Here is a 17,326-nt window from a genome sequence, read left to right as displayed (position 1 = left end):
CCAACCCCTCGAATCGGTGCGACAAGCGCGTCAAAATATGCGCAGCGCTGGCGCGGAGGGGGTGGTTCTGCGTACCGTGGGAATGTGCGTGACCATCTACCACCTGGCCTGCCGCCGGACCCGTTCGCCGGAGATCCCTCCGACCCGTCGGCCGCGCTGGATGCCATCGAGCCTGGGGAGCCGCTGGATCCTCACGAGCGGCTAGCGGTCGAAGAGGATCTCGCCGACCTCGCTGTCTACGAGGCGCTACTGGCGCACCGCGGTATCCGCGGGCTCGTGGTCAGCTGCGAGGACTGTCGGCAAGATCACTACCACGATTGGGATATGTTGCGCGCCAACCTACTCCAGCTCCTGGTCGACGGTACGGTGCGCCCGCACGAGCCCGCCTACGATCCGACCCCGGAGGCCTACGTGACGTGGGACTACTGCCGCGGGTACGCCGACGCCTCGATGAACGAGGCGTTGCACGGCGACGGATTCGACGGGTTCGACGCCTGATCCACTTTTCGCCCGGCCGACGCATGTGACGTCGGCCGGGCGAAAAGAAAAACCGGACGCCCTGGGGGCCGTCCGGTCGTTGCTAGAACGCCTCGTTGTTCGATTGTGCCTGCGCTGCGGGCTATTTGATGCCCCCGCCGGGCAGCAGACCGCCCCCTGACGGAAGACCGTCCCCCGACGGTATGTGCACCGTCGAGGGTACGACCGGACCCGTATGCGCCGACGGCAGCGAATGCTGGGTCGGCAGCGGATTCTCCGTCGGGACCGGATGTGTCGTCGGCCCCGTCCCCATCGTCGGAACGACCACGATGCTGGTCGGCAGGCCCGTGGGCTGAACGGTCGAACCGGGCTCGTGCCCGCCGGGCCGGGTGGTCGGCGGAACCACCGTGGTCGGCGGATTCGAATGTGAGGTCGGCGGGGTTCCCGGCAGGGTGGTCGGCAGCGTCACTCCGCCACCGGGCACCGTGCTGACCGGCGAATGCGGAGAAGTCGGCTGACCCGGCGTGCCCTGCAGAATCCGCGGGTCACGCGTGGTCGAAGGAGTCCCGCTGCCCGGATGTCCACTGTTGGGCCACGACGGGAGCGTCGTGGGCAACGCGGACGAGTTCGGCAGCGTGGGCACCGGAACTCCGCTGGGAATCAGCGAAGCGGCGATCTCCGGAGCTTTCGCCTGCAACTGCGTCCAGACCTGGTTCCACCGGTCGTTGAGAGTCTGCTTGCGACCCGAATCGCTGATCTGCCCGGCGCTGGCCTGCGCGCTCGCCAGGAGCGGCTTGGCCTGATCGGGATGACCCGCGGCGATCAGATCCTGCGCCTTGGCCATATCGCCCTGGGCGTTCTGCGCGATGGTGGTCTGGGCCTGCTGACTGAACACGACCTCCTTGACCTTCCACAGCGGATCGCCGGGCTCGGCATTGTAGGAGAAGGCCGTCATACCACCGGCGATCAGCGCTATCGCGGCCGCGGCGCCCATGAGCGGGCGAACGAGCCGGAGGTGACCGCGTTTGGTGGCGTTGACCCTTGTCTGCCGAGCACCGATTTCCTGGTTGACAGCCGCGACAATGTCGTCCAGATCCGGTCCGGCCGGCAACGGCTCGTCGACGATGTCGGACCGCCAGCTCGCCAGCAGCGTCGCGAGTTGATACTCCTCGTCGCTGTCCGTCGAAACGGTCCCATCGCCGGCGATCGCATCGATCAGCGCATCGTCGCGACGAACCGCGACGATATCCACCGGTCCCGTGTCACCGGAATCCTCGGCGTAGGGACCGCTGTTCTGCGATCCAAGCCGCGCCTTCCAGTCGCCCCGACCGCGCTCGCCATCCCTAGCCATACATTTCACCTGCCCTCGCCACTTGTGACTTGAGTTTCGCGAGAGCCCGATGCTGAGCCACCCGCACCGCGCCCGCCGTACTGCCCACGGCGGTTGCGGTTTCTTCCGCTGACAAACCCATCACCAGGCGCAGGATCAGGATCTCTCGGTGTTTCTCCGGAAGCGTGGCCAGCAGGGTGTTCATCTGCCGTCCGGCCTCGGACTCGAGAGCTCGCTGCTCAGGCCCCTGGTCGGTGGATATGACATCTGGTACTTCGGCCATCGCGTCCGACTTGTTACGGGCGGCGTTGCGATGGGCGTCGGCGACCTTGTGCGAAGCGATTCCGTAGACGAAAGCCATGAAGGGCCGGCCCTGGTCCTGATAACGCGGCAGGGCGGTCATCACGGCCAGGCACACCTCCTGTGCGACGTCGTCCGCGGAGAGCTGCCCACGCTCCGCGGAACCGATTCGCGCCCGGCAGTAGCGCACTACCAACGGGCGAACGATCTCCAATACCTGGGCCAGAGCCGAACGATCACCCTGCGCTGCGGCAGCGACGGCGGTGTCCAACTCCTCGCCCGTGTGCGTCATCGTCAGAGATATTCCTGGCGTTACAAGTGGCACGGTCCATGTTTGACCAGTGCTTCCGCCGGTCGGCGGAACGAAACCAACAATAGCCGTTCCAAACCTCGGACTCGGCAACACGGTGAATCTATCGGTCGCCGAGAACCCCGGTGTCCGAACGCAATCGACCGCCGCGTACTGCCAGTTCACGGGCGCACTCTGCGGCTTCGGCAGCCGCGCGTGTTGCGGCGGAACCGGTTTCGACTCCGCCGCGCAGCATCGCGCTCGCCCAATGCAGCGGCAGCAGACCGTGTTCGCGGCACTGCTCGGCGACGGCCGCGGCGAGTTCGGCGGAGCGACGGAGATCACCCTCGGCGGCCGTCGCGGCGGCCAGGAGTAGACGGGACTTGACCGCGTGTCTCGCCGAGGGGCAGCGCTCCGCGATCGCCACGGCCGCCGCGGCGTGATCGCGGGCGGAACGCTCGATCAGATTCGTGCCGGGGGCCGCGAGCGCGGTCTCGGCGCAGACCCAGTGCCAGCGCAGCCGGGTGCGCCACCCCTCGCACGCCTCGAGTGAGGGGCGGCAACGTTCCAGCAGCCGAGCGGCGAGCGCCGGTCGAGCGGTTCCGAGCGCATCGGCGGCAAGTCCGGTCAGCGCATCGCACACCGCTTCGATGCGGGTGACGAAGATCACTTCGGTATCGACCACGCGAACCTCGGGCGCGGACGACGTTCCCGAATCGCAGGCGCCGGCCAGCGCCCGCCCGTCCGATATCGCCGCCTCGGCGTGCCAGCCCAGCTGCCGCAGCAGTGATGCCTCGGTGCTGTCGGCCAGCGAACGCAGTGCCGAATCGCCGGTCAGCCGGTATGTGCGGCGAAGTTCGGCGCGCGCGGCGGCATACCGGCCCTGCCCGCCGAGCGCGACCGCGCGCAGCCACGACTCGACGCCGTCGGCGGCGGCGGGCAATTCCGCGGTCGCCACATACGGGTCGGCGCCGAAGGCGGCCGCGGCGAATATCGCGTGCCGCGGCCGGGATTCAGAACTGAACTCGTGCATCGCAGTACCCTATCGACGCACCCGTTCCGATGCGTTCGCGGAACTCCTGGCAACCATCCGGCATGCAGAAAGCCTCGCAGGTGTTTCGATCTCGTAAAACTACCCCGCGCAATCGGCTAGCACGCGCATCGAAAGTTCGCATGCTTTTCGAGTAATTAACCTGCCCGCCCCGGAATGTCCATCCGGATACCCCCTCGGGGTGGATAACCGCCTGCTCAAACCATGATCTGGGTCACATCCCCCAGGATGCGCAAGAGTCGCGGGAACTACGCATTTCCATCAGGAAACTACCGTTTACCTGCGGTTTTGTGAGCGCTCACATGATTGCGCGCCAACCGCTTGCAACCACCAAACAGATCAGTATCTCGACAGGGAGCTGAAAAGTAAACAGCGCAGAGGTTAAATCTGCGATTCCCTCGATTTGAAATCCCCAATGTGGAAACTATTGACTCGATTTGTTTGTCCGTCCTAACGTACGACATCGCCGTCGTCGGCGCCTCACGAAAATGTGAGTGCCGCGAACTGCGATCGCCGGACCCCCGGCGATACGGTCCGAGCCCGATCTCGGCGAGGTCTCATCCGGCCACGCCCCGGGGCCGGACAGACCGTTGCTACCGCACCGCTCGACAACGCCGACGAGCTCGCACCATCAAGGAGTTCACCATGCCCATGCCCACTCACCTCCCCGGGCCGAACGCCGACGTCTGGGATTGGCAGATGCGCGGTTCCTGCCGCGGAGTGGACTCGTCGGTATTCTTCCATCCCGACGGCGAACGCGGCCGGGCCCGCACCCAGCGTGAGCTGCGCGCCAAGGAGATCTGCCGGAACTGCCCGGTGCTCATGCAGTGCCGTAGCCACGCCCTGAAGGTCAGCGAGCCGTACGGCATCTGGGGCGGTCTGTCCGAGACCGAACGCGAGATGCACGCGCGCCGCAACCGCCGCCGCGTCGCCGTCTGAGCAGTCCGGACGGCTCGTCGCCGAGGTCCGGAGAAAATTTCTCCCCATCCGCAGGCGCGGGTGCGCCGAATGCCTAGCAAATGCCCGGCCATTCGAGCACACGGCCAGTGAACAGCACGAACGAGCACCCTGGAATATTCGGCTACCCCCGTAGGACCTGCGGTGCAGCAGTCGGCATCGTTGCCATCCGATATACGGCACACGTCGCCTGATTCAACGAAAACGGTTTGCGCAACCATGCAGCAGCCCGTATCCGTCACAACGAGTTCGGCGTTGATCCACTGTGCACAAATACGGCGTTTCGCAGATACCTTCGGCGTGTCTGCGGCGTGTCTCCTGAAAAATTCTCCGCGTGTCGATCGATGTCCGAAAACCGCTGAGCCGCAGTCGGTTTTGCCGATACCCCAGCGAAGAGGAGGTCATAGCGGCAGGCTACGGTAGTGGCCGATGACACAGAATGGAGCGTTGTGACAACGCGGCCGTCAGCCGCAGAGGACGACTCGTTCCACCAAGCGTTTCGGGACGGGCGGGCGAACTCCCCCAGGGTGAACTCTGCAGTGACGGCGCGCGCAGCCGAAGGACTCGAACTGGCAGCACTGCTCGAACGGTGCGGACTGTCCGATCAGCGAGCCTTCGCCGAACTGTACGACCGAACCTGTGCACGCGTATTCGGCCTGGTGCTGCGCGTTCTACACGATCCGGGCTATGCGGAGGAGACCACGCAAGAGGTCTATCTGCAGATCTGGCGTACCGCAGCCAATTTCGATGCGACCAAGGGTTCCGCGGTTACCTGGCTGATGACGCTGGCCCATCGACGAGCGGTCGACCGGGTGCGCGCGGAACAGGCCCACGCCCTACGCGAGGTCGCCTACGGCGCAAGCACTCTCGGCAACGAGTTCGACGAGGTCACCGAGGAGGTCGGGCGGCGCCTGGAGCAGCAGGCCGTGCGCGCGGGCCTGGAAACGCTGACCGCCACACAGCGAGAGGCGATTTCGCTCGCCTACTTCGGCGGACATACGTATGCGGAGGTGGCTGCGCAGCTCGGCGTAGGGTTACCGACCGTTAAGTCCCGTATTCGGGACGGTTTGACCAGACTGAAGAAGAATTTGGGAGTGACGTGAGATGAACGAAAGCCAGATCGATCTCGCGCACATGGTCGCGCTCGGGTCGATCGGCGACGAGGACCAGCGCGCAGTGCGGGAGATAGCCGACGGCGACGACCCGGTGCTGCGTGCGGACTTCAACACGGAAGTGCAGCTGAACCGACAAGCTCTCACCCTGTTCGCCTCGGCGTCGGCAACCCCACCGCCCGCCTCGCTGCGTGATCGCGTTTTGGACATGATCGCCGCGGAAGAGTCCGAAAGTTCCACACCGGCCCATACACCGCGTAATCCGGTGCATCCAGGCAGCCCGACCGCCTAGCCGATTCCATCCCGCTGCACGACAACCGAATCCGCAGCCGAGAATCTCGATATTCCAGATAAGCCGACGGGCCGTTCACATTCATGAATGAATGTGAACGGCCCGCAATTCTGTTTACCCCCACGCGAATGCCGAACGGTCCGGCCCGCCGAAATTCGAGATATCCCATCAAGATATCCCACCGGAAACGCGACAGACGCACTCCCCCAACCGCGCACAGATCCCCCCGGAACGCCCCTTCGCGGCCGACCGCAGACGAACACTCTCGAAACACATGGCTGTCTCGATCATTCAGCGCCGAGCCCGCAGACCGCACGCACAGAAGTGAAACGGGGCCATCACCCGCAACCACGCGAGATACGCGCTGCCCCAACCCCACACGAAGCGAGTCCCCGAGCGAGGAGTTCGCGTCACTCGGCGGCGACCGACAATCGAGACACGCAGGCGACGATCCTCAGCGACACGCCCAACAGATCGCCGACACACCGTGGCAATACCAGGGCCATCACCCCGACTGCGCGAGATGCGCACTCCCCCAACCCCACACGGAACGAAACTTCGACCGGCCGTTCACACCGCATCGCCGATCAGCACTCGTGCCCGCAAGCGAGCACGAGTCCGGTACGCGGCAGCGAGCACTACAGGCCACACAACGGCCGTCACGAGACGAAGGCATCACCCTCGACCGCGAGATGCGCTCTTTCCCACCCCACACGTAGCGAGCCTTCAACCGACCGTGCACGCCGCATCGTCGATCAGCACCCGAGCCCGCTAGCAAGCACAAGCCCTGGGAACGCGGCAGCGAGCACAGGCCACAAAAGCCGTCGCGACGCCATCACCCCCAACACGCGAGATGCGCTCGCTCCCACCCCCGCACGGAGCGAGCCTTCGAGCGAGGAGTTCGCGGCCGGGTCGCCGTTCGGCCCTCGAAGCGCATGGGCGAAGCCCGAGTCTCGAGGGCCGAACGGCGGCCCTCAGGGGCCGCGAACCCGCCGGAGCGGAGCGGAGGCCGAAAATTCAGTGCGCGTGACCGTGGTGGTCGTCGGCCTCTTCTTCGGCGGGCTTGTCGACGATGGCGCTCTCGGTGGTGAGCACCATGCGGGCGACGGAGACGGCGTTGAGAACCGCGGAGCGGGTCACCTTCACCGGGTCCACGACACCGTCGGCGACCAGGTCGCCGTAGACGAGCGTGGCGGCGTTGAAGCCCTCCTTGCCGTCGACGACCTTGCTGACCACGACCGCACCGTCGACGCCCGCGTTGCTGGCGATCCAGTACAGCGGGGCCTCGAGCGCCTTGCGGACGACCTCGACGCCGACGGCCGCGTCACCGGTCAGCGACTCACGCAGTTCGGCGAGCTTGGTGCTCGCCTGCACCAGCGCGGTGCCGCCGCCGGGGACGATGCCCTCCTCGACCGCGGCCTTGGCCGCGCTGACCGCGTCCTCGACCCGGTACTTGCGCTCCTTGAGCGCGGTCTCGGTGGCCGCACCGACCTTGATCACCGCGACGCCGCCGGCCAGCTTGGCCAGCCGCTCCTCGAGCTTCTCGCGGTCCCAGTCGGAGTCGGTGGCCTCGATCTCGCTGCGCAGCTGGGCGATTCGCCCGTCGATGGCCTCCTGGGTGCCGGCGCCGTCGACGATGGTGGTCTCGTCCTTGTTCACGACCACGCGACGCGCCGAACCGAGCACGTCCAGGCCCGCTTCACGCAGGTTGATGCCCAGATCGGGGTTGATGACGGTGGCGCCGGTGACGATGGCCAGGTCGTCCAGGAACGCCTTGCGGCGGTCGCCGAAGAACGGGGCCTTGACCGCAACGACCTTGAGCGTCTTGCGGATCGCGTTGACGACCAGGGTGGACAGCGCCTCGCCCTCGACGTCCTCGGCGATGATCAGCACGGGCTTGCCGGATTCGGCGATCTTCTCCAGCAGCGGAAGCAGATCCGGCAGCGAGCTGATCTTCTCCCGGTGCAGCAGCACGAGAGCGTCCTCGAGCACCGCTTCCTGCTTGTCCAGGTCGGTGACGAAGTAGGCCGACAGGTAACCCTTGTCGAACTGCACGCCCTCGGTGATCTCGAGGTCGGTGCTCACCAGGGAGGACTCCTCCACGGTGACCACGCCGTCCTTGCCGACGGTGGTCAGAGCCTTGCCGACCATCTCGCCGATCTCCTCGTCACGCGAGGACACGGTGGCGACCTGTGCGATGGCCTTCTCGCCGGAGACCGGCTTGGCGGCCGCGAGCAGCGCCTCGGAGACCACGTCGCCGGCCTTGCTCATACCCGAGCCCAGGGCGATCGGGTTGGCGCCCGCGGCGATGTTCTTCAGGCCGCCCTTGATCAGCGCCTGCGCCAGCACGGTGGCGGTGGTGGTGCCGTCACCCGCGACGTCGTTGGTCTTGGTGGCCACGCTCTTGACCAGCTGCGCGCCGAGGTTCTCGAAGGGGTCCTCGAGGTCGATGTCGCGGGCGATGGTGACGCCGTCGTTGGTGACGGCCGGGCCGCCGAACGCCTTGGCCAGGACCACGTGCCGACCGCGGGGGCCGAGCGTGACCTTGACGGCGTCGGCGAGCTTGTCGACGCCGCGCTCCATTGCCCGACGAGCCTTCTCGTCGAACTCGATCTGCTTTGCCATGTTTCGGAATTCCTTCAGTGTCTGATCGTCGGCGCCGGGTGGCCCCGCGTAAGCGGACTGTCGCCGGGCCCTGCGCGAGCGCCGAGGAAGGGGCCGTAACGAATGCTGCCCCGGTGCCTCATCTCGGGGCGCCGGGGCAGCGTTCGTCTACGGCTGGGTCACTTGTTGACGACAGCCAGGACGTCGCGCGCCGACAGGATCAGGTACTCCTCGCCGTTGTACTTGATCTCGGTGCCGCCGTACTTGCTGTAGATGACGGTGTCGCCTTCCTTGACATCCACCGGGATGCGGTCACCGGTATCGGTGATCCGCCCGGGGCCCACGGCGATGACGGTGCCCTCCTGGGGCTTCTCCTTCGCCGTGTCGGGGATGACCAGGCCGGAGGCGGTCGTCGTCTCGGCCTCGCCGGCCTGGACGAGGATCTTGTCCTCGAGCGGCTTGATGTTCACGCTCGCCACGTTGAGCCCTCCACTTTCAGGGGATTTCTACTCGTCCGGGGCTGTTCCCCGGACTCACGGTTTCGGTCGTGTGCCGACCCTGCCCATAGCCCCGTCGTCGCGGGTGCCGGGACCCCAGTGCAGTGGTCGTGCTGGCAGCTGAGCAACTTCCACCAGTGCCACCTAGCACTCTATACAGCAGAGTGCCAGCGCTCAAGGTTGGGTAGTGCTGATTCTCCGACACCCGTTCGCAACCCGCCGTGTCGCGACACGTTGCGCGACACGCCGACGATTTTTCGCCGGAAACCCCCGCTGACCCTGGACCTCACGGGTAACTCGCGTCACATCGTCCACACGGTGGCAATCGATCTGAAAAATCTGTAACGTTCGGATAACGGAATGTGACACTATGGACGACGGCTCCGTGATGTTGCCGTGCCAGCAGACGCCGTACCGCTAGAAGGCTCCGTGCCGTCGGGAGGTACATGTCGGATGGTTGCACACCGTCACGCGATCCGCCGAGCGTTGTACATACTGCTTCACCCCGCGCGAGCCCTTGGCGCACACCATGGAACGAGTATCAGACCGCAAGTGATCGTCGCCGGACCCCACGCCCCGACGGACCACGGGCCCGGCCCGATCAGCTCGGGCCATCCGCCATCCACGCGGATGCCCGTGCTGTCCGCATCCGATGGTCGGCGACGCGATGACCATCCGCTCGAAGGGAGGTGAACGTGCGAACATCCCTCGGTATCTCCGCCGGGAACGAAGTGGTGTGCTCGGCGCTGGTCGCCACCGCACCCAACGGCGCTCAGGACTTCGACTATCGAATCGTCTCCGCAGACGCCGCGCATTCGGATCTCGGCGATCTGGTGGCCTCCTCGATCGAGTTGATGACCACTCAGATGCCCCGCGAATTCGTGTACCCGCGCGGTGCGCACGCCGCCGGACCGGCGCCCACGCCCGGCGAACCGTTTCCCACCCCCGGCGCCATCGCGGTCGCGTACCGCGATCGGGAACAGGCCGTGGCGATCCGCTCCGCCATCGGCCGCCAGCGCCGCGACGTGCAACTGATCCTGGAAAGCACTGCCGCACTTACCTATCTGCGCCATACCGGCCTGTTGGACAGATACGAGACGGTCGGCCTGATCGATCTCGGCTCCTCCGGCATGACCGTCTCGGTGGCCGACGTCGCCGACGACGCGGTGCTACACAGCGAGCGCACGAGCGCCGTCAGCGGTGACGCCATGGACGAGCTAATCTACCACCATCTGCTCGACTGCCATTTCGCCCGTCGCGGCACCCGGCCCAACCGCGCCATGCTCGTCAACCGCGCCCGAGCCGCCAAGGAGCATCTGTCCATCGCCCCGGCGGTGACCATCGATCATGTCGCCGGTCAGCCGCTCAAACTCACCCGCGCCGATTTCGAGGAGCTGATCGCCGATCTGCTCCACGAGGCCGCGGTCTTCGCCGCCGCGGTGTTCGCGCGCGCGCCGAAATATCCGCGGGCGGTCACCGTGATCGGCGGCTGCGCCAATATGGCCGCCGTGGTCAACGGCCTGGCCGATCTGCTCGACGTCGTGGTCCTGACCGTGCCCGAGCCGGAGGCAGCGACCGCGAAAGGCGCTGCGCTGGTTGCCGATTCGGCGCAGCCCTCGGCCTTCCCGGTGATCAGCCTGGGCTCGGACGCCAAACCAGGCACCTTCACCAAACTCATCGGCACCCTGGCCGGTGCGGTCGTGGTGCTCGGCCTGGTCGTCGGCTACGGGGTCAAGGAACTGGTCCCGACCGCAGATCACGACGTCACCCCCGCCGGTACCAGCCGCACCGCGGATATCCCCACCACCACCGCGACGCCCCCGCCCAGCCTTCCCGAGAGCTCCTCGAGCACCACCACCGAGCAGTTCGCGCCGGGTCGGCACACCGTGGCCACCACCACCCCGACCCCGTCCGCCACGGACACCAGCCAGCAACCCACCACCACCGCACCGAGCGCGACGCCGGCGACCACCGGCGTGCCGCTGCGCCCGGACCCGGGCCTGCCGCCCATCCCGCTGCCGGATCTGCCGCACCTGCTCGGCCCGTTGCTGGGCACCACCACCCCGCAACCCACCGTGCCGAACAGCGTCCCGGCTCCGACCACCACACCCGCGCCGGCACTGACGACGACGCCGAGTCACGGTCCGCAACTGCCGCGAGCCAACACCGGTTCGGCCGCGCGCGCCACCCTCCACCCCGCCGACTGACGACAGCACGCCGCGCCGATCTTCGTCCCGGCTCCGACCGAAAACACCTGCGCCGGATCATGATCCGCATCTGCCTGATGCCGGTACCGGCGCAGCCGGGTGAGCCGAATCCACCTCGCCGCCCCGGCCGATCGTCGTCGCATCGGCCCACTGCGACATCGGAATGAATACTCGCTGTACAGATCGTGTGCCCCTGCTTCGGTGCCTGTGGCTGCCGTAAGCTGTCGCGGTCATGCGCATGGGACCAGTACGCCGGATTGTCGTGGCCGTCGCCGCGATGAGCACCGCGGCGGCGGCGAGTGCATGCGGGCACCCCGCTCCCGCGAAGCCCGCCCGGCAGATCATCGACGTCTCCGAAGACGCCTGCGGCCAGGGCTGGACCGATCCGCACACCGGTCAGCAGACGCTCTATTTCCGCAATACCGGATCCAATCCGACCACCGTCGACCTCATCGACGTGCACACCGGTGCGATCTCCGCCGAGGTGCCCAATATTGGGCCGAACACCACCCGCAGCACGCGCGTCGACGTCGGCGGTGGCACGTTCGCCTTCCGGTGCGCCATGGAGGGTTCGAGCAACGCGATGATCACCGGGCCCACCGTCACGATCGCCGGACCGCCCGCGGCCTCGGCGGCGGCGCCGGTCACCCCCGAGGATCTGTACGGACCGGACAAGCAGTACGTGGATTACGTTGCGGCCGGGCTGAACCGGCTGGCCACCGACACCGACACCCTGCGCGACACGGTCGATCGCGGTGATCTCGCCGCGGCGCGCACGGCCTGGCTGACCGCTCATCTGGACTACGAACGTCTCGGCGCGGCCTACGACGCGTTCGGCGATTACGACGGAAAGCTCGACGGCCGGACCGACGGACTGCCCGGGGGCGCGGCCGATCCGCAGTTCACCGGATTTCATCGGGTGGAATACGGTCTGTGGCACGGCGAATCGGCCGCGACGCTGTCCGGATCCGCCGATCAGCTGGCCCGGGATGTGCGCGGACTGGTCGCGGACTTCCCCAACATCCAGGTGCCGCTGCTGGACCTGGGCCTGCGCACGCACGAAATCCTGGAGAACACACTGCAATTCGAGATGACCGGCGATGCCGACTACGGCAGCGGCACTTCCCTGGCCACCGCGGCGGCGAACGTCACCGGGACCCGGGAACTGCTCACCGTGCTGGATCCGGTGCTGCGCACCCGCTATCAGCAGCTCCCGCAGGTCACGACCTGGTTGAACCGCTTCGATGCCATGCTGCAGGCACACCACACCGATGCCACGCCCGGCGATCCCGCCGGCGGCACGTGGACCGCGGTGTCCGCACTGAGCCCGTCGGATCGGCAGCGGTTGAACGGCACGCTGAGCCAGCTGCTGGAGTACCTCGCCCCGATCGCGACCATCTGCAAACCGCGAAAGACGTTCCAGTGACCGCGAATCCGTCGCCGAGTCGGCGTTCCTTCCTGCGCGGTGCGATGGCCGCGGGCGTCGGCGGCGCGGTGACCGCGGCCTCGACGGTCGCCCCCGCCGCACTGCATGCGGTGACCGCCGCACAGGCCGCACCGCCGTTCCACGGGATCCACCAGGCCGGAATCGCTGATCCGCCGCCGGACGGTGCGCAGGGCATCACGGCGTCGTTCGATGTGATCGCCGAGAATCCGGCCGAGCTGACCGAGTTGTTCCGCACCCTCACCGAACGAGCCCGCATCCTCAGCGCCGGTGGCCCGCCGTCCGCGGTCGGCATCACCGCACCGCCCGCCGACAACGGCGTCCTGGGTCCGGAGGCGCCGCCGGGCGGGCCGGTGATCACGGTGGGCGTGGGCGCGAGTCTGTTCGACGACCGATACGGCCTGTCCGGCAAGCGGCCCGCACGGCTGACGGCGATGCCGATGTTCCCCAACGACAATCTTCGACCCGCCTGGTGCCACGGCGATCTGAGCCTGCAGCTGACCGCGACCGACGCCGACGTCTGTGTGCACGCACTGCGCGACATCACCCGCGCGACGCGCGGTGCGCTGCAGCCGCGCTGGCGGATGAACGGTTTCGTCAGCCCGCCCCGGCCGAGCGGGACGCCGCGAAATCTGTTCGGCTTCAAGGACGGTATCGCCAATCCGGCCGGTACCGACTTCCAGCATCTGGTGTGGACCGGGACCGACGAACCCGCCTGGGCCGCCGGGGGCACCTATCAGGTGGTCCGGTTGATCCGGATGCTGGTGGAGTTCTGGGACCGGGTCGCGATCACCGAGCAGGAGAACATGTTCGGCCGGGTGCGCGATACCGGCGCGCCGCTGAACGGCAATCACGAGAGCGACCTCCCCGACTACGGCGACGACCCCACCGGACTGGTCATCCCGCTGAACGCGCATATCCGCCTGGCCAATCCGCGCACGCCCGACACCGCGGGCAGTCAGATCCTGCGGCGCAGTTTCAATTACGACCGCGGCAACGACGACGCCGGAAATCTCGACCAGGGCCTGATCTTCCTGTGCTATCAGCGTGATCCGCACGCGCAGTTCGAGGCCGTGCAGCAGCGACTGCTGGACGAACCGCTGGTCGACTACATCTCACCGTTCGGCGGCGGATACTTCTTCATCCTGCCGGGCGTGCACGACGACGCGGACTTCTACGCGCGTGCCCTGCTGACGTGAGTCGGATCTTCCATCCGACAAGCGGACGTCGCCCGGTGTTCACCCCTGGGAAATCTCCACTCGTGACTATCGTTTGACTTCGCATGAGCGGCGAGGCGGGATCGACCCAGGAGGACACGTGAGTACAGGCTCCCAGACGCGGCGCGCACCGGCGCAGGGTGGCAGCGGAAAGTACAAGCGACGCACGACGATCGCCGCCGCCATCGCGACGGTGGGGCTGCTCGCGGCCGCCTGCTCGTCCTCGACGAGCCCCGCGGCCACCGATCAGTCGGCGACGACCACGACGCCGATCAAGCACATCGTGGTCCTCTACGACGAGAACATCTCGTTCGACCACTACTTCGGCACGTACCCGAACGCCGCCAACACCGACGGCGTGCCGTTCACCGCCGCGCCCGGCACCCCGGCGGTGAACGGGCTGACCCCGGATCTGCTGACGCACAACCCGAATCTGTTCCAGCCGCAGCGCTTGGGTCCGGATCAGGCCATGACCTGCGATCAGGACCATTCGTACAAGGCCGAGCAGGAGGCCTTCAACAACGGCAAGATGGATCAGTTCGTCCAGAAGACGCAGAAGGACGAATGCCCGGCCGCCTACGGTCCCAACGGGATCGTCATGGACTACTACGACGGCAACACCGTCACCGCCATGTGGAACTACGCCCAGCACTACGCGCTGAGCGACAACTCCTTCGGCACCACCTTCGGCCCGTCCACGCCGGGCGCGCTCGAGGTGACCGCCGCGCAGACCTACGGCGCACAGGCCGTCGACGCGAAAACCGGTAAGCCGGTGCAGGATCCGAATCTGGTCGCCGCGCCCGACGCGGAGGGCATCGGCTCCGACATCGACGACGCCGACCCCGCCTACGACGACTGCTCGAACAAGAGCCACACCACCACCGACAATCTGATGGCGATGAACGCCAAGAACATCGGTGACGAGCTGAACGACAAGAGCATCAGCTGGGGCTGGTTCCAGGGCGGATTCACCCCGACCGGTAAGAACGCCGACGGCAAGGCGGTGTGCGGTTCGAAGCACGCCAACCTCGGCGGTCAGCAGGTGCTGGACTACAGCCCACACCACGAGCCGTTCCAGTACTTCAAGTCGACCTCGAATCCGAGTCACACCGTGCCCGCCTCGCTGGACGAGGTCGGCCACGCCGGTCCGGCCAATCACCAGTACGGGCTGGAGTGGTTCGATCAGGCCGCCAAGGCGGGCAAGCTGCCCGCGGTGAGCTACGTCAAGGCGTCCGAATATCAGGACGGCCACGCCGGCTACTCCGACCCGATCGACGAGCAGCACTTCCTGGTGGATCGGATCAACGCCATCCAGCAGTCGCCGGACTGGAAGTCCACCGCGATCTTCATCGCCTACGACGACTCCGACGGCTGGTACGACCACGTCGCCGGACCGGTGATCAACGGTTCCACCAGCGCCTCGGACGTCTACGGCCCGTGCGCGAGCAAGCCCGCCCTCGGTGGTCACCAGGGCCGCTGCGGCACCGGCCCGCGCCTGCCGCTGCTGGCGATCTCTCCCTACGCGAAGACGAACCACGTCGATCACACCCTCACCGACGAGACCTCGATCGTGAAGTTCATCGAGTCCAACTGGTCGCTGCCCACCCTGGGCAACGGCTCCTCCGAGGCGACAGCAGGCGACCTGTCCGGCATGTTCGACTTCGCCTCCCCCAAGGCCACCCAGTTGATCCTCAACGCGGACGGTTCCGAAAAGCACTGAGGCGGAGGGTAGTTCGGGAACGACAACCCGTCAGTGCCCGAACTACACCCCACTCGACGAGCCGCCGGAGACCGATCCAACCGGCAACATCGAACAGGATCGCCGGCGCGATGAATCAGCACCGGCCGATCCCCTGTCGTATGGCCGGCGGACTAGGGCAGTTGGGTGGTCGAGACCGCGAGACCGGGGTCGGTGGCAACGGTGAGGGGGGAAGGTTTCGCGCCGCCCGCGATGACGTGGGCGCCCAGCGTCGCGATCATGACGCCGTTGTCGGTGCACAGGCGCGGCTTGGGCACGCGGAGGGTGATACCGGCTGCGGCGCAACGTTCCTGAGCCATCGAGCGGATGCGGGAGTTCGCCGTCGCGCCGCCGCCGAGGACGAGGGTGTCCACGCCGACGTCCTGTGCCGCGCGAATCGCCTTGAGCGTCAGCACATCCGCGACGGACTCCTGGAACGAGGCCGCGATGTCCGGAATCGGCAGCTCGCGACCGTCGCGCTGGGCGGCCTCGACATATCGGGCCACGGCGGTCTTCACGCCGGAGAAGGAGAAGTCGTAGCGCGCGTCGCGGGGGCCGGTCATCCCGCGCGGGAAGGCGATGGACTGCGGATCACCGTGTGCCGCAGCCGCATCCAGTGCCGGGCCGCCCGGGAAACCCAGATCCAGCAGCCGGGCCACCTTGTCGAAGGCCTCGCCCGCGGCGTCGTCGACGGTGCTGCCGAGTTCGGTGATCTGCTCGGCCAGATCGGTGACGTGTAGCAGATGGGTGTGCCCGCCCGACACCAGCAGCGCCACGCACGGCGGCATCGGACCGTGTTCGAGGGTGTCCACCGCGACGTGGCCGCCGAGATGGTTCAGCGCGTACAGCGGGATATCCCATGCCGCCGCATAGGCTTTCGCGGCCGCGACGCCGACCAGCAGCGCACCGGCGAGCCCGGGACCGATGGTCACCGCGATCGCATCGGGCCGGGCGACATCGGCCGCGGCGAGTGCGCGCCGCATGGCGGGCACGATCGCCTCCAGATGTGCGCGCGAGGCGATCTCGGGCACGACGCCGCCGAAGCGGGCGTGCTGTTCCACACTCGAGGCGACCTCGTCGGCCAGCAGTTCGCAGGCGCCGTCCTCGTGCCAGCGCACGATGCCGACCCCGGTCTCGTCACAGGAGCTCTCCACGCCCATCACGATCATGCCCGCACACCCCTGTCGGTCCGCACATCGGTTGTGCGACAGCCTATTTCACAACCCGCGCGAATCCACGAGCTCGGCGGTGCGCCGCGATTCATGTGAGCACCCCGTTCGGATCGGCGATACCGTCGGTCGCGGGACGGCGCATGGTGAACGCGTCGGCCCCGCTGGGCTGGTAGTAGTTCTTGCGCAGACCGATGATGTGGAAGCCGTGCTTCTCGTACAGCGCGATCGCCGGAACGTTGTCGGTGCGGACCTCGAGGAACACCGGCCCGCCGCGCTTACCCGCCTCGGCCAGCAGCGCGCGCAGCAGCGTCGTGCCGATCCCGCCACGATGACTGTCCGGGTCGACGCCGATCGTGTGCACCTCGGCCTCGGGGTGATCCAGCGGACCCAGCAGCGCGATCCCGGCGTAGCCGACGATGTGGCCGAATTCGTCCCGCGCGACCAGGTAGCGGTTGTGCGCACCGGCCAGCTCGGATTCGAAGGCCACATCCGGCCAGGGATCGTCCTCGGGGAACAGCACCTTCTCGAGTTCCACACAACGATCGATCGCGGACCGATCCATCGGCTCGATCCGGATCGCCGGTGCGATCCGGTCACTCATGCTGTGTCCTGACCACTCATGGCTGCATCATCTCGGGC

General features: G+C 67.1%; 15 protein-coding genes. 8 read left to right on the top strand and 7 right to left on the bottom strand.

The features are described 5' to 3' along the window. Positions 1 to 84: 84 nt before the first annotated feature. A complete protein-coding gene (locus tag K7711_RS16010; protein ID WP_019932909.1) occupies positions 85 to 498 on the top strand; it encodes a DUF5319 domain-containing protein in 414 nt (137 codons plus the stop codon). A gap of 121 nt (positions 499 to 619) precedes the next feature. Here the strand turns inward: K7711_RS16010 and K7711_RS16005 are convergent, their stop codons facing one another. The 3 genes from K7711_RS16005 to K7711_RS15995 all read right to left on the bottom strand — a co-directional run bounded on the left by K7711_RS16005 (position 620) and on the right by K7711_RS15995 (position 3,429). Continuing rightward, positions 620 to 1,828: an anti-sigma-D factor RsdA gene (locus tag K7711_RS16005; RefSeq protein ID WP_222970142.1), complete on the bottom strand. Its 1,209-nt coding sequence runs from the start codon at positions 1,826 to 1,828 to the stop codon at positions 620 to 622. Continuing rightward, positions 1,821 to 2,399 (bottom strand): sigma-70 family RNA polymerase sigma factor, encoded by a 579-nt coding sequence (locus tag K7711_RS16000; RefSeq protein ID WP_040819228.1) that lies wholly within the window; start codon positions 2,397 to 2,399, stop codon positions 1,821 to 1,823. The genes K7711_RS16005 and K7711_RS16000 overlap by 8 nt, the downstream gene beginning before the upstream one ends. Before the next feature lie 121 nt (positions 2,400 to 2,520). Then, complete coding sequence (locus tag K7711_RS15995) at positions 2,521 to 3,429, bottom strand: hypothetical protein (protein ID WP_222970140.1); 909 nt, start codon at positions 3,427 to 3,429, stop codon at positions 2,521 to 2,523. A gap of 663 nt (positions 3,430 to 4,092) precedes the next feature. On the opposite strand from K7711_RS15995, the gene K7711_RS15990 reads away from it, so the two are divergent. The 3 genes from K7711_RS15990 to K7711_RS15980 all read left to right on the top strand — a co-directional run bounded on the left by K7711_RS15990 (position 4,093) and on the right by K7711_RS15980 (position 5,808). Then, complete coding sequence (locus tag K7711_RS15990) at positions 4,093 to 4,386, top strand: WhiB family transcriptional regulator (RefSeq protein WP_040819224.1); 294 nt, start codon at positions 4,093 to 4,095, stop codon at positions 4,384 to 4,386. Between the two features lie 545 nt (positions 4,387 to 4,931). Continuing rightward, positions 4,932 to 5,507 carry a sigma-70 family RNA polymerase sigma factor gene (locus K7711_RS15985; protein ID WP_040819222.1) on the top strand — a complete coding sequence of 192 codons (576 nt, stop codon included), beginning with the start codon at positions 4,932 to 4,934 and terminating at the stop codon, positions 5,505 to 5,507. 1 nt (position 5,508) lies between these two features. Further along, on the top strand, positions 5,509 to 5,808 hold the full coding sequence (locus K7711_RS15980) for a hypothetical protein (protein WP_051192733.1): 300 nt from the start codon (positions 5,509 to 5,511) through the stop codon (positions 5,806 to 5,808). A gap of 1,017 nt (positions 5,809 to 6,825) precedes the next feature. Here the strand turns inward: K7711_RS15980 and groL are convergent. Beyond that, the gene (gene groL / locus K7711_RS15975; protein ID WP_222970138.1) at positions 6,826 to 8,433 is read right to left on the bottom strand and encodes a chaperonin GroEL; all 1,608 of its coding nucleotides are present in this window, start codon (positions 8,431 to 8,433) and stop codon (positions 6,826 to 6,828) included. Between the two features lie 158 nt (positions 8,434 to 8,591). Beyond that, positions 8,592 to 8,891: a co-chaperone GroES gene (groES, locus tag K7711_RS15970; protein WP_040819216.1), complete on the bottom strand. Its 300-nt coding sequence runs from the start codon at positions 8,889 to 8,891 to the stop codon at positions 8,592 to 8,594. Positions 8,892 to 9,604: 713 nt separating this feature from the next. Here groES and K7711_RS15965 point away from each other — a divergent pair. The 4 genes from K7711_RS15965 (at position 9,605) to K7711_RS15950 (ending at position 15,497) form a co-directional block, all read left to right on the top strand. Next, a complete protein-coding gene (locus tag K7711_RS15965) occupies positions 9,605 to 11,116 on the top strand; it encodes an Hsp70 family protein (RefSeq protein ID WP_222970136.1) in 1,512 nt (503 codons plus the stop codon). A 238-nt stretch (positions 11,117 to 11,354) separates the two neighbouring features. Continuing rightward, complete coding sequence (locus tag K7711_RS15960; protein ID WP_222970133.1) at positions 11,355 to 12,542, top strand: EfeM/EfeO family lipoprotein; 1,188 nt, start codon at positions 11,355 to 11,357, stop codon at positions 12,540 to 12,542. 44 nt (positions 12,543 to 12,586) lie between these two features. After that, a complete protein-coding gene (locus K7711_RS15955) occupies positions 12,587 to 13,759 on the top strand; it encodes a Dyp-type peroxidase (protein ID WP_222970377.1) in 1,173 nt (390 codons plus the stop codon). Between the two features lie 118 nt (positions 13,760 to 13,877). Beyond that, positions 13,878 to 15,497 (top strand): phospholipase C, encoded by a 1,620-nt coding sequence (locus tag K7711_RS15950; RefSeq protein ID WP_308014752.1) that lies wholly within the window; start codon positions 13,878 to 13,880, stop codon positions 15,495 to 15,497. Between the two features lie 152 nt (positions 15,498 to 15,649). Here K7711_RS15950 and tsaD read toward each other — a convergent pair whose 3' ends face one another. Together tsaD and rimI are read right to left on the bottom strand one after the other, a co-directional pair. Next, positions 15,650 to 16,684, bottom strand: a complete 1,035-nt coding sequence (gene tsaD / locus K7711_RS15945) for a tRNA (adenosine(37)-N6)-threonylcarbamoyltransferase complex transferase subunit TsaD (RefSeq protein WP_222970132.1) — start codon at positions 16,682 to 16,684, stop codon at positions 15,650 to 15,652. A 91-nt stretch (positions 16,685 to 16,775) separates the two neighbouring features. After that, positions 16,776 to 17,288, bottom strand: a complete 513-nt coding sequence (rimI, locus tag K7711_RS15940; protein ID WP_222970130.1) for a ribosomal protein S18-alanine N-acetyltransferase — start codon at positions 17,286 to 17,288, stop codon at positions 16,776 to 16,778. Positions 17,289 to 17,326: the final 38 nt, after the last annotated feature.

It is taken from the genome of Nocardia coffeae (assembly GCF_019890715.1).
Lineage (GTDB): Bacteria > Actinomycetota > Actinomycetes > Mycobacteriales > Mycobacteriaceae > Nocardia > Nocardia jiangxiensis.
Note: the sequence above shows the minus strand (reverse complement) of the source record. Positions and strands in the feature narration are given on the sequence as shown.

Excerpts from the sequence above, each read along its gene's own strand:
- K7711_RS16005 (WP_222970142.1), bottom strand. The coding sequence starts at position 1,828 with ATGGCTAGGGATGGCGAGCGCGGTCGGGGCGACTGGAAGGCGCGGCTT.
- K7711_RS16000 (WP_040819228.1), bottom strand. The coding sequence starts at position 2,399 with ATGACGCACACGGGCGAGGAGTTGGACACCGCCGTCGCTGCCGCAGCG.
- K7711_RS15995 (WP_222970140.1), bottom strand. The coding sequence starts at position 3,429 with ATGCACGAGTTCAGTTCTGAATCCCGGCCGCGGCACGCGATATTCGCC.
- K7711_RS15990 (WP_040819224.1), top strand. The coding sequence starts at position 4,093 with ATGCCCATGCCCACTCACCTCCCCGGGCCGAACGCCGACGTCTGGGAT.
- K7711_RS15980 (WP_051192733.1), top strand. The coding sequence starts at position 5,509 with ATGAACGAAAGCCAGATCGATCTCGCGCACATGGTCGCGCTCGGGTCG.
- groL (WP_222970138.1), bottom strand. The coding sequence starts at position 8,433 with ATGGCAAAGCAGATCGAGTTCGACGAGAAGGCTCGTCGGGCAATGGAG.
- K7711_RS15960 (WP_222970133.1), top strand. The coding sequence starts at position 11,355 with ATGGGACCAGTACGCCGGATTGTCGTGGCCGTCGCCGCGATGAGCACC.
- K7711_RS15955 (WP_222970377.1), top strand. The coding sequence starts at position 12,587 with ATGGCCGCGGGCGTCGGCGGCGCGGTGACCGCGGCCTCGACGGTCGCC.
- tsaD (WP_222970132.1), bottom strand. The coding sequence starts at position 16,684 with ATGATCGTGATGGGCGTGGAGAGCTCCTGTGACGAGACCGGGGTCGGC.
- rimI (WP_222970130.1), bottom strand. The coding sequence starts at position 17,288 with ATGAGTGACCGGATCGCACCGGCGATCCGGATCGAGCCGATGGATCGG.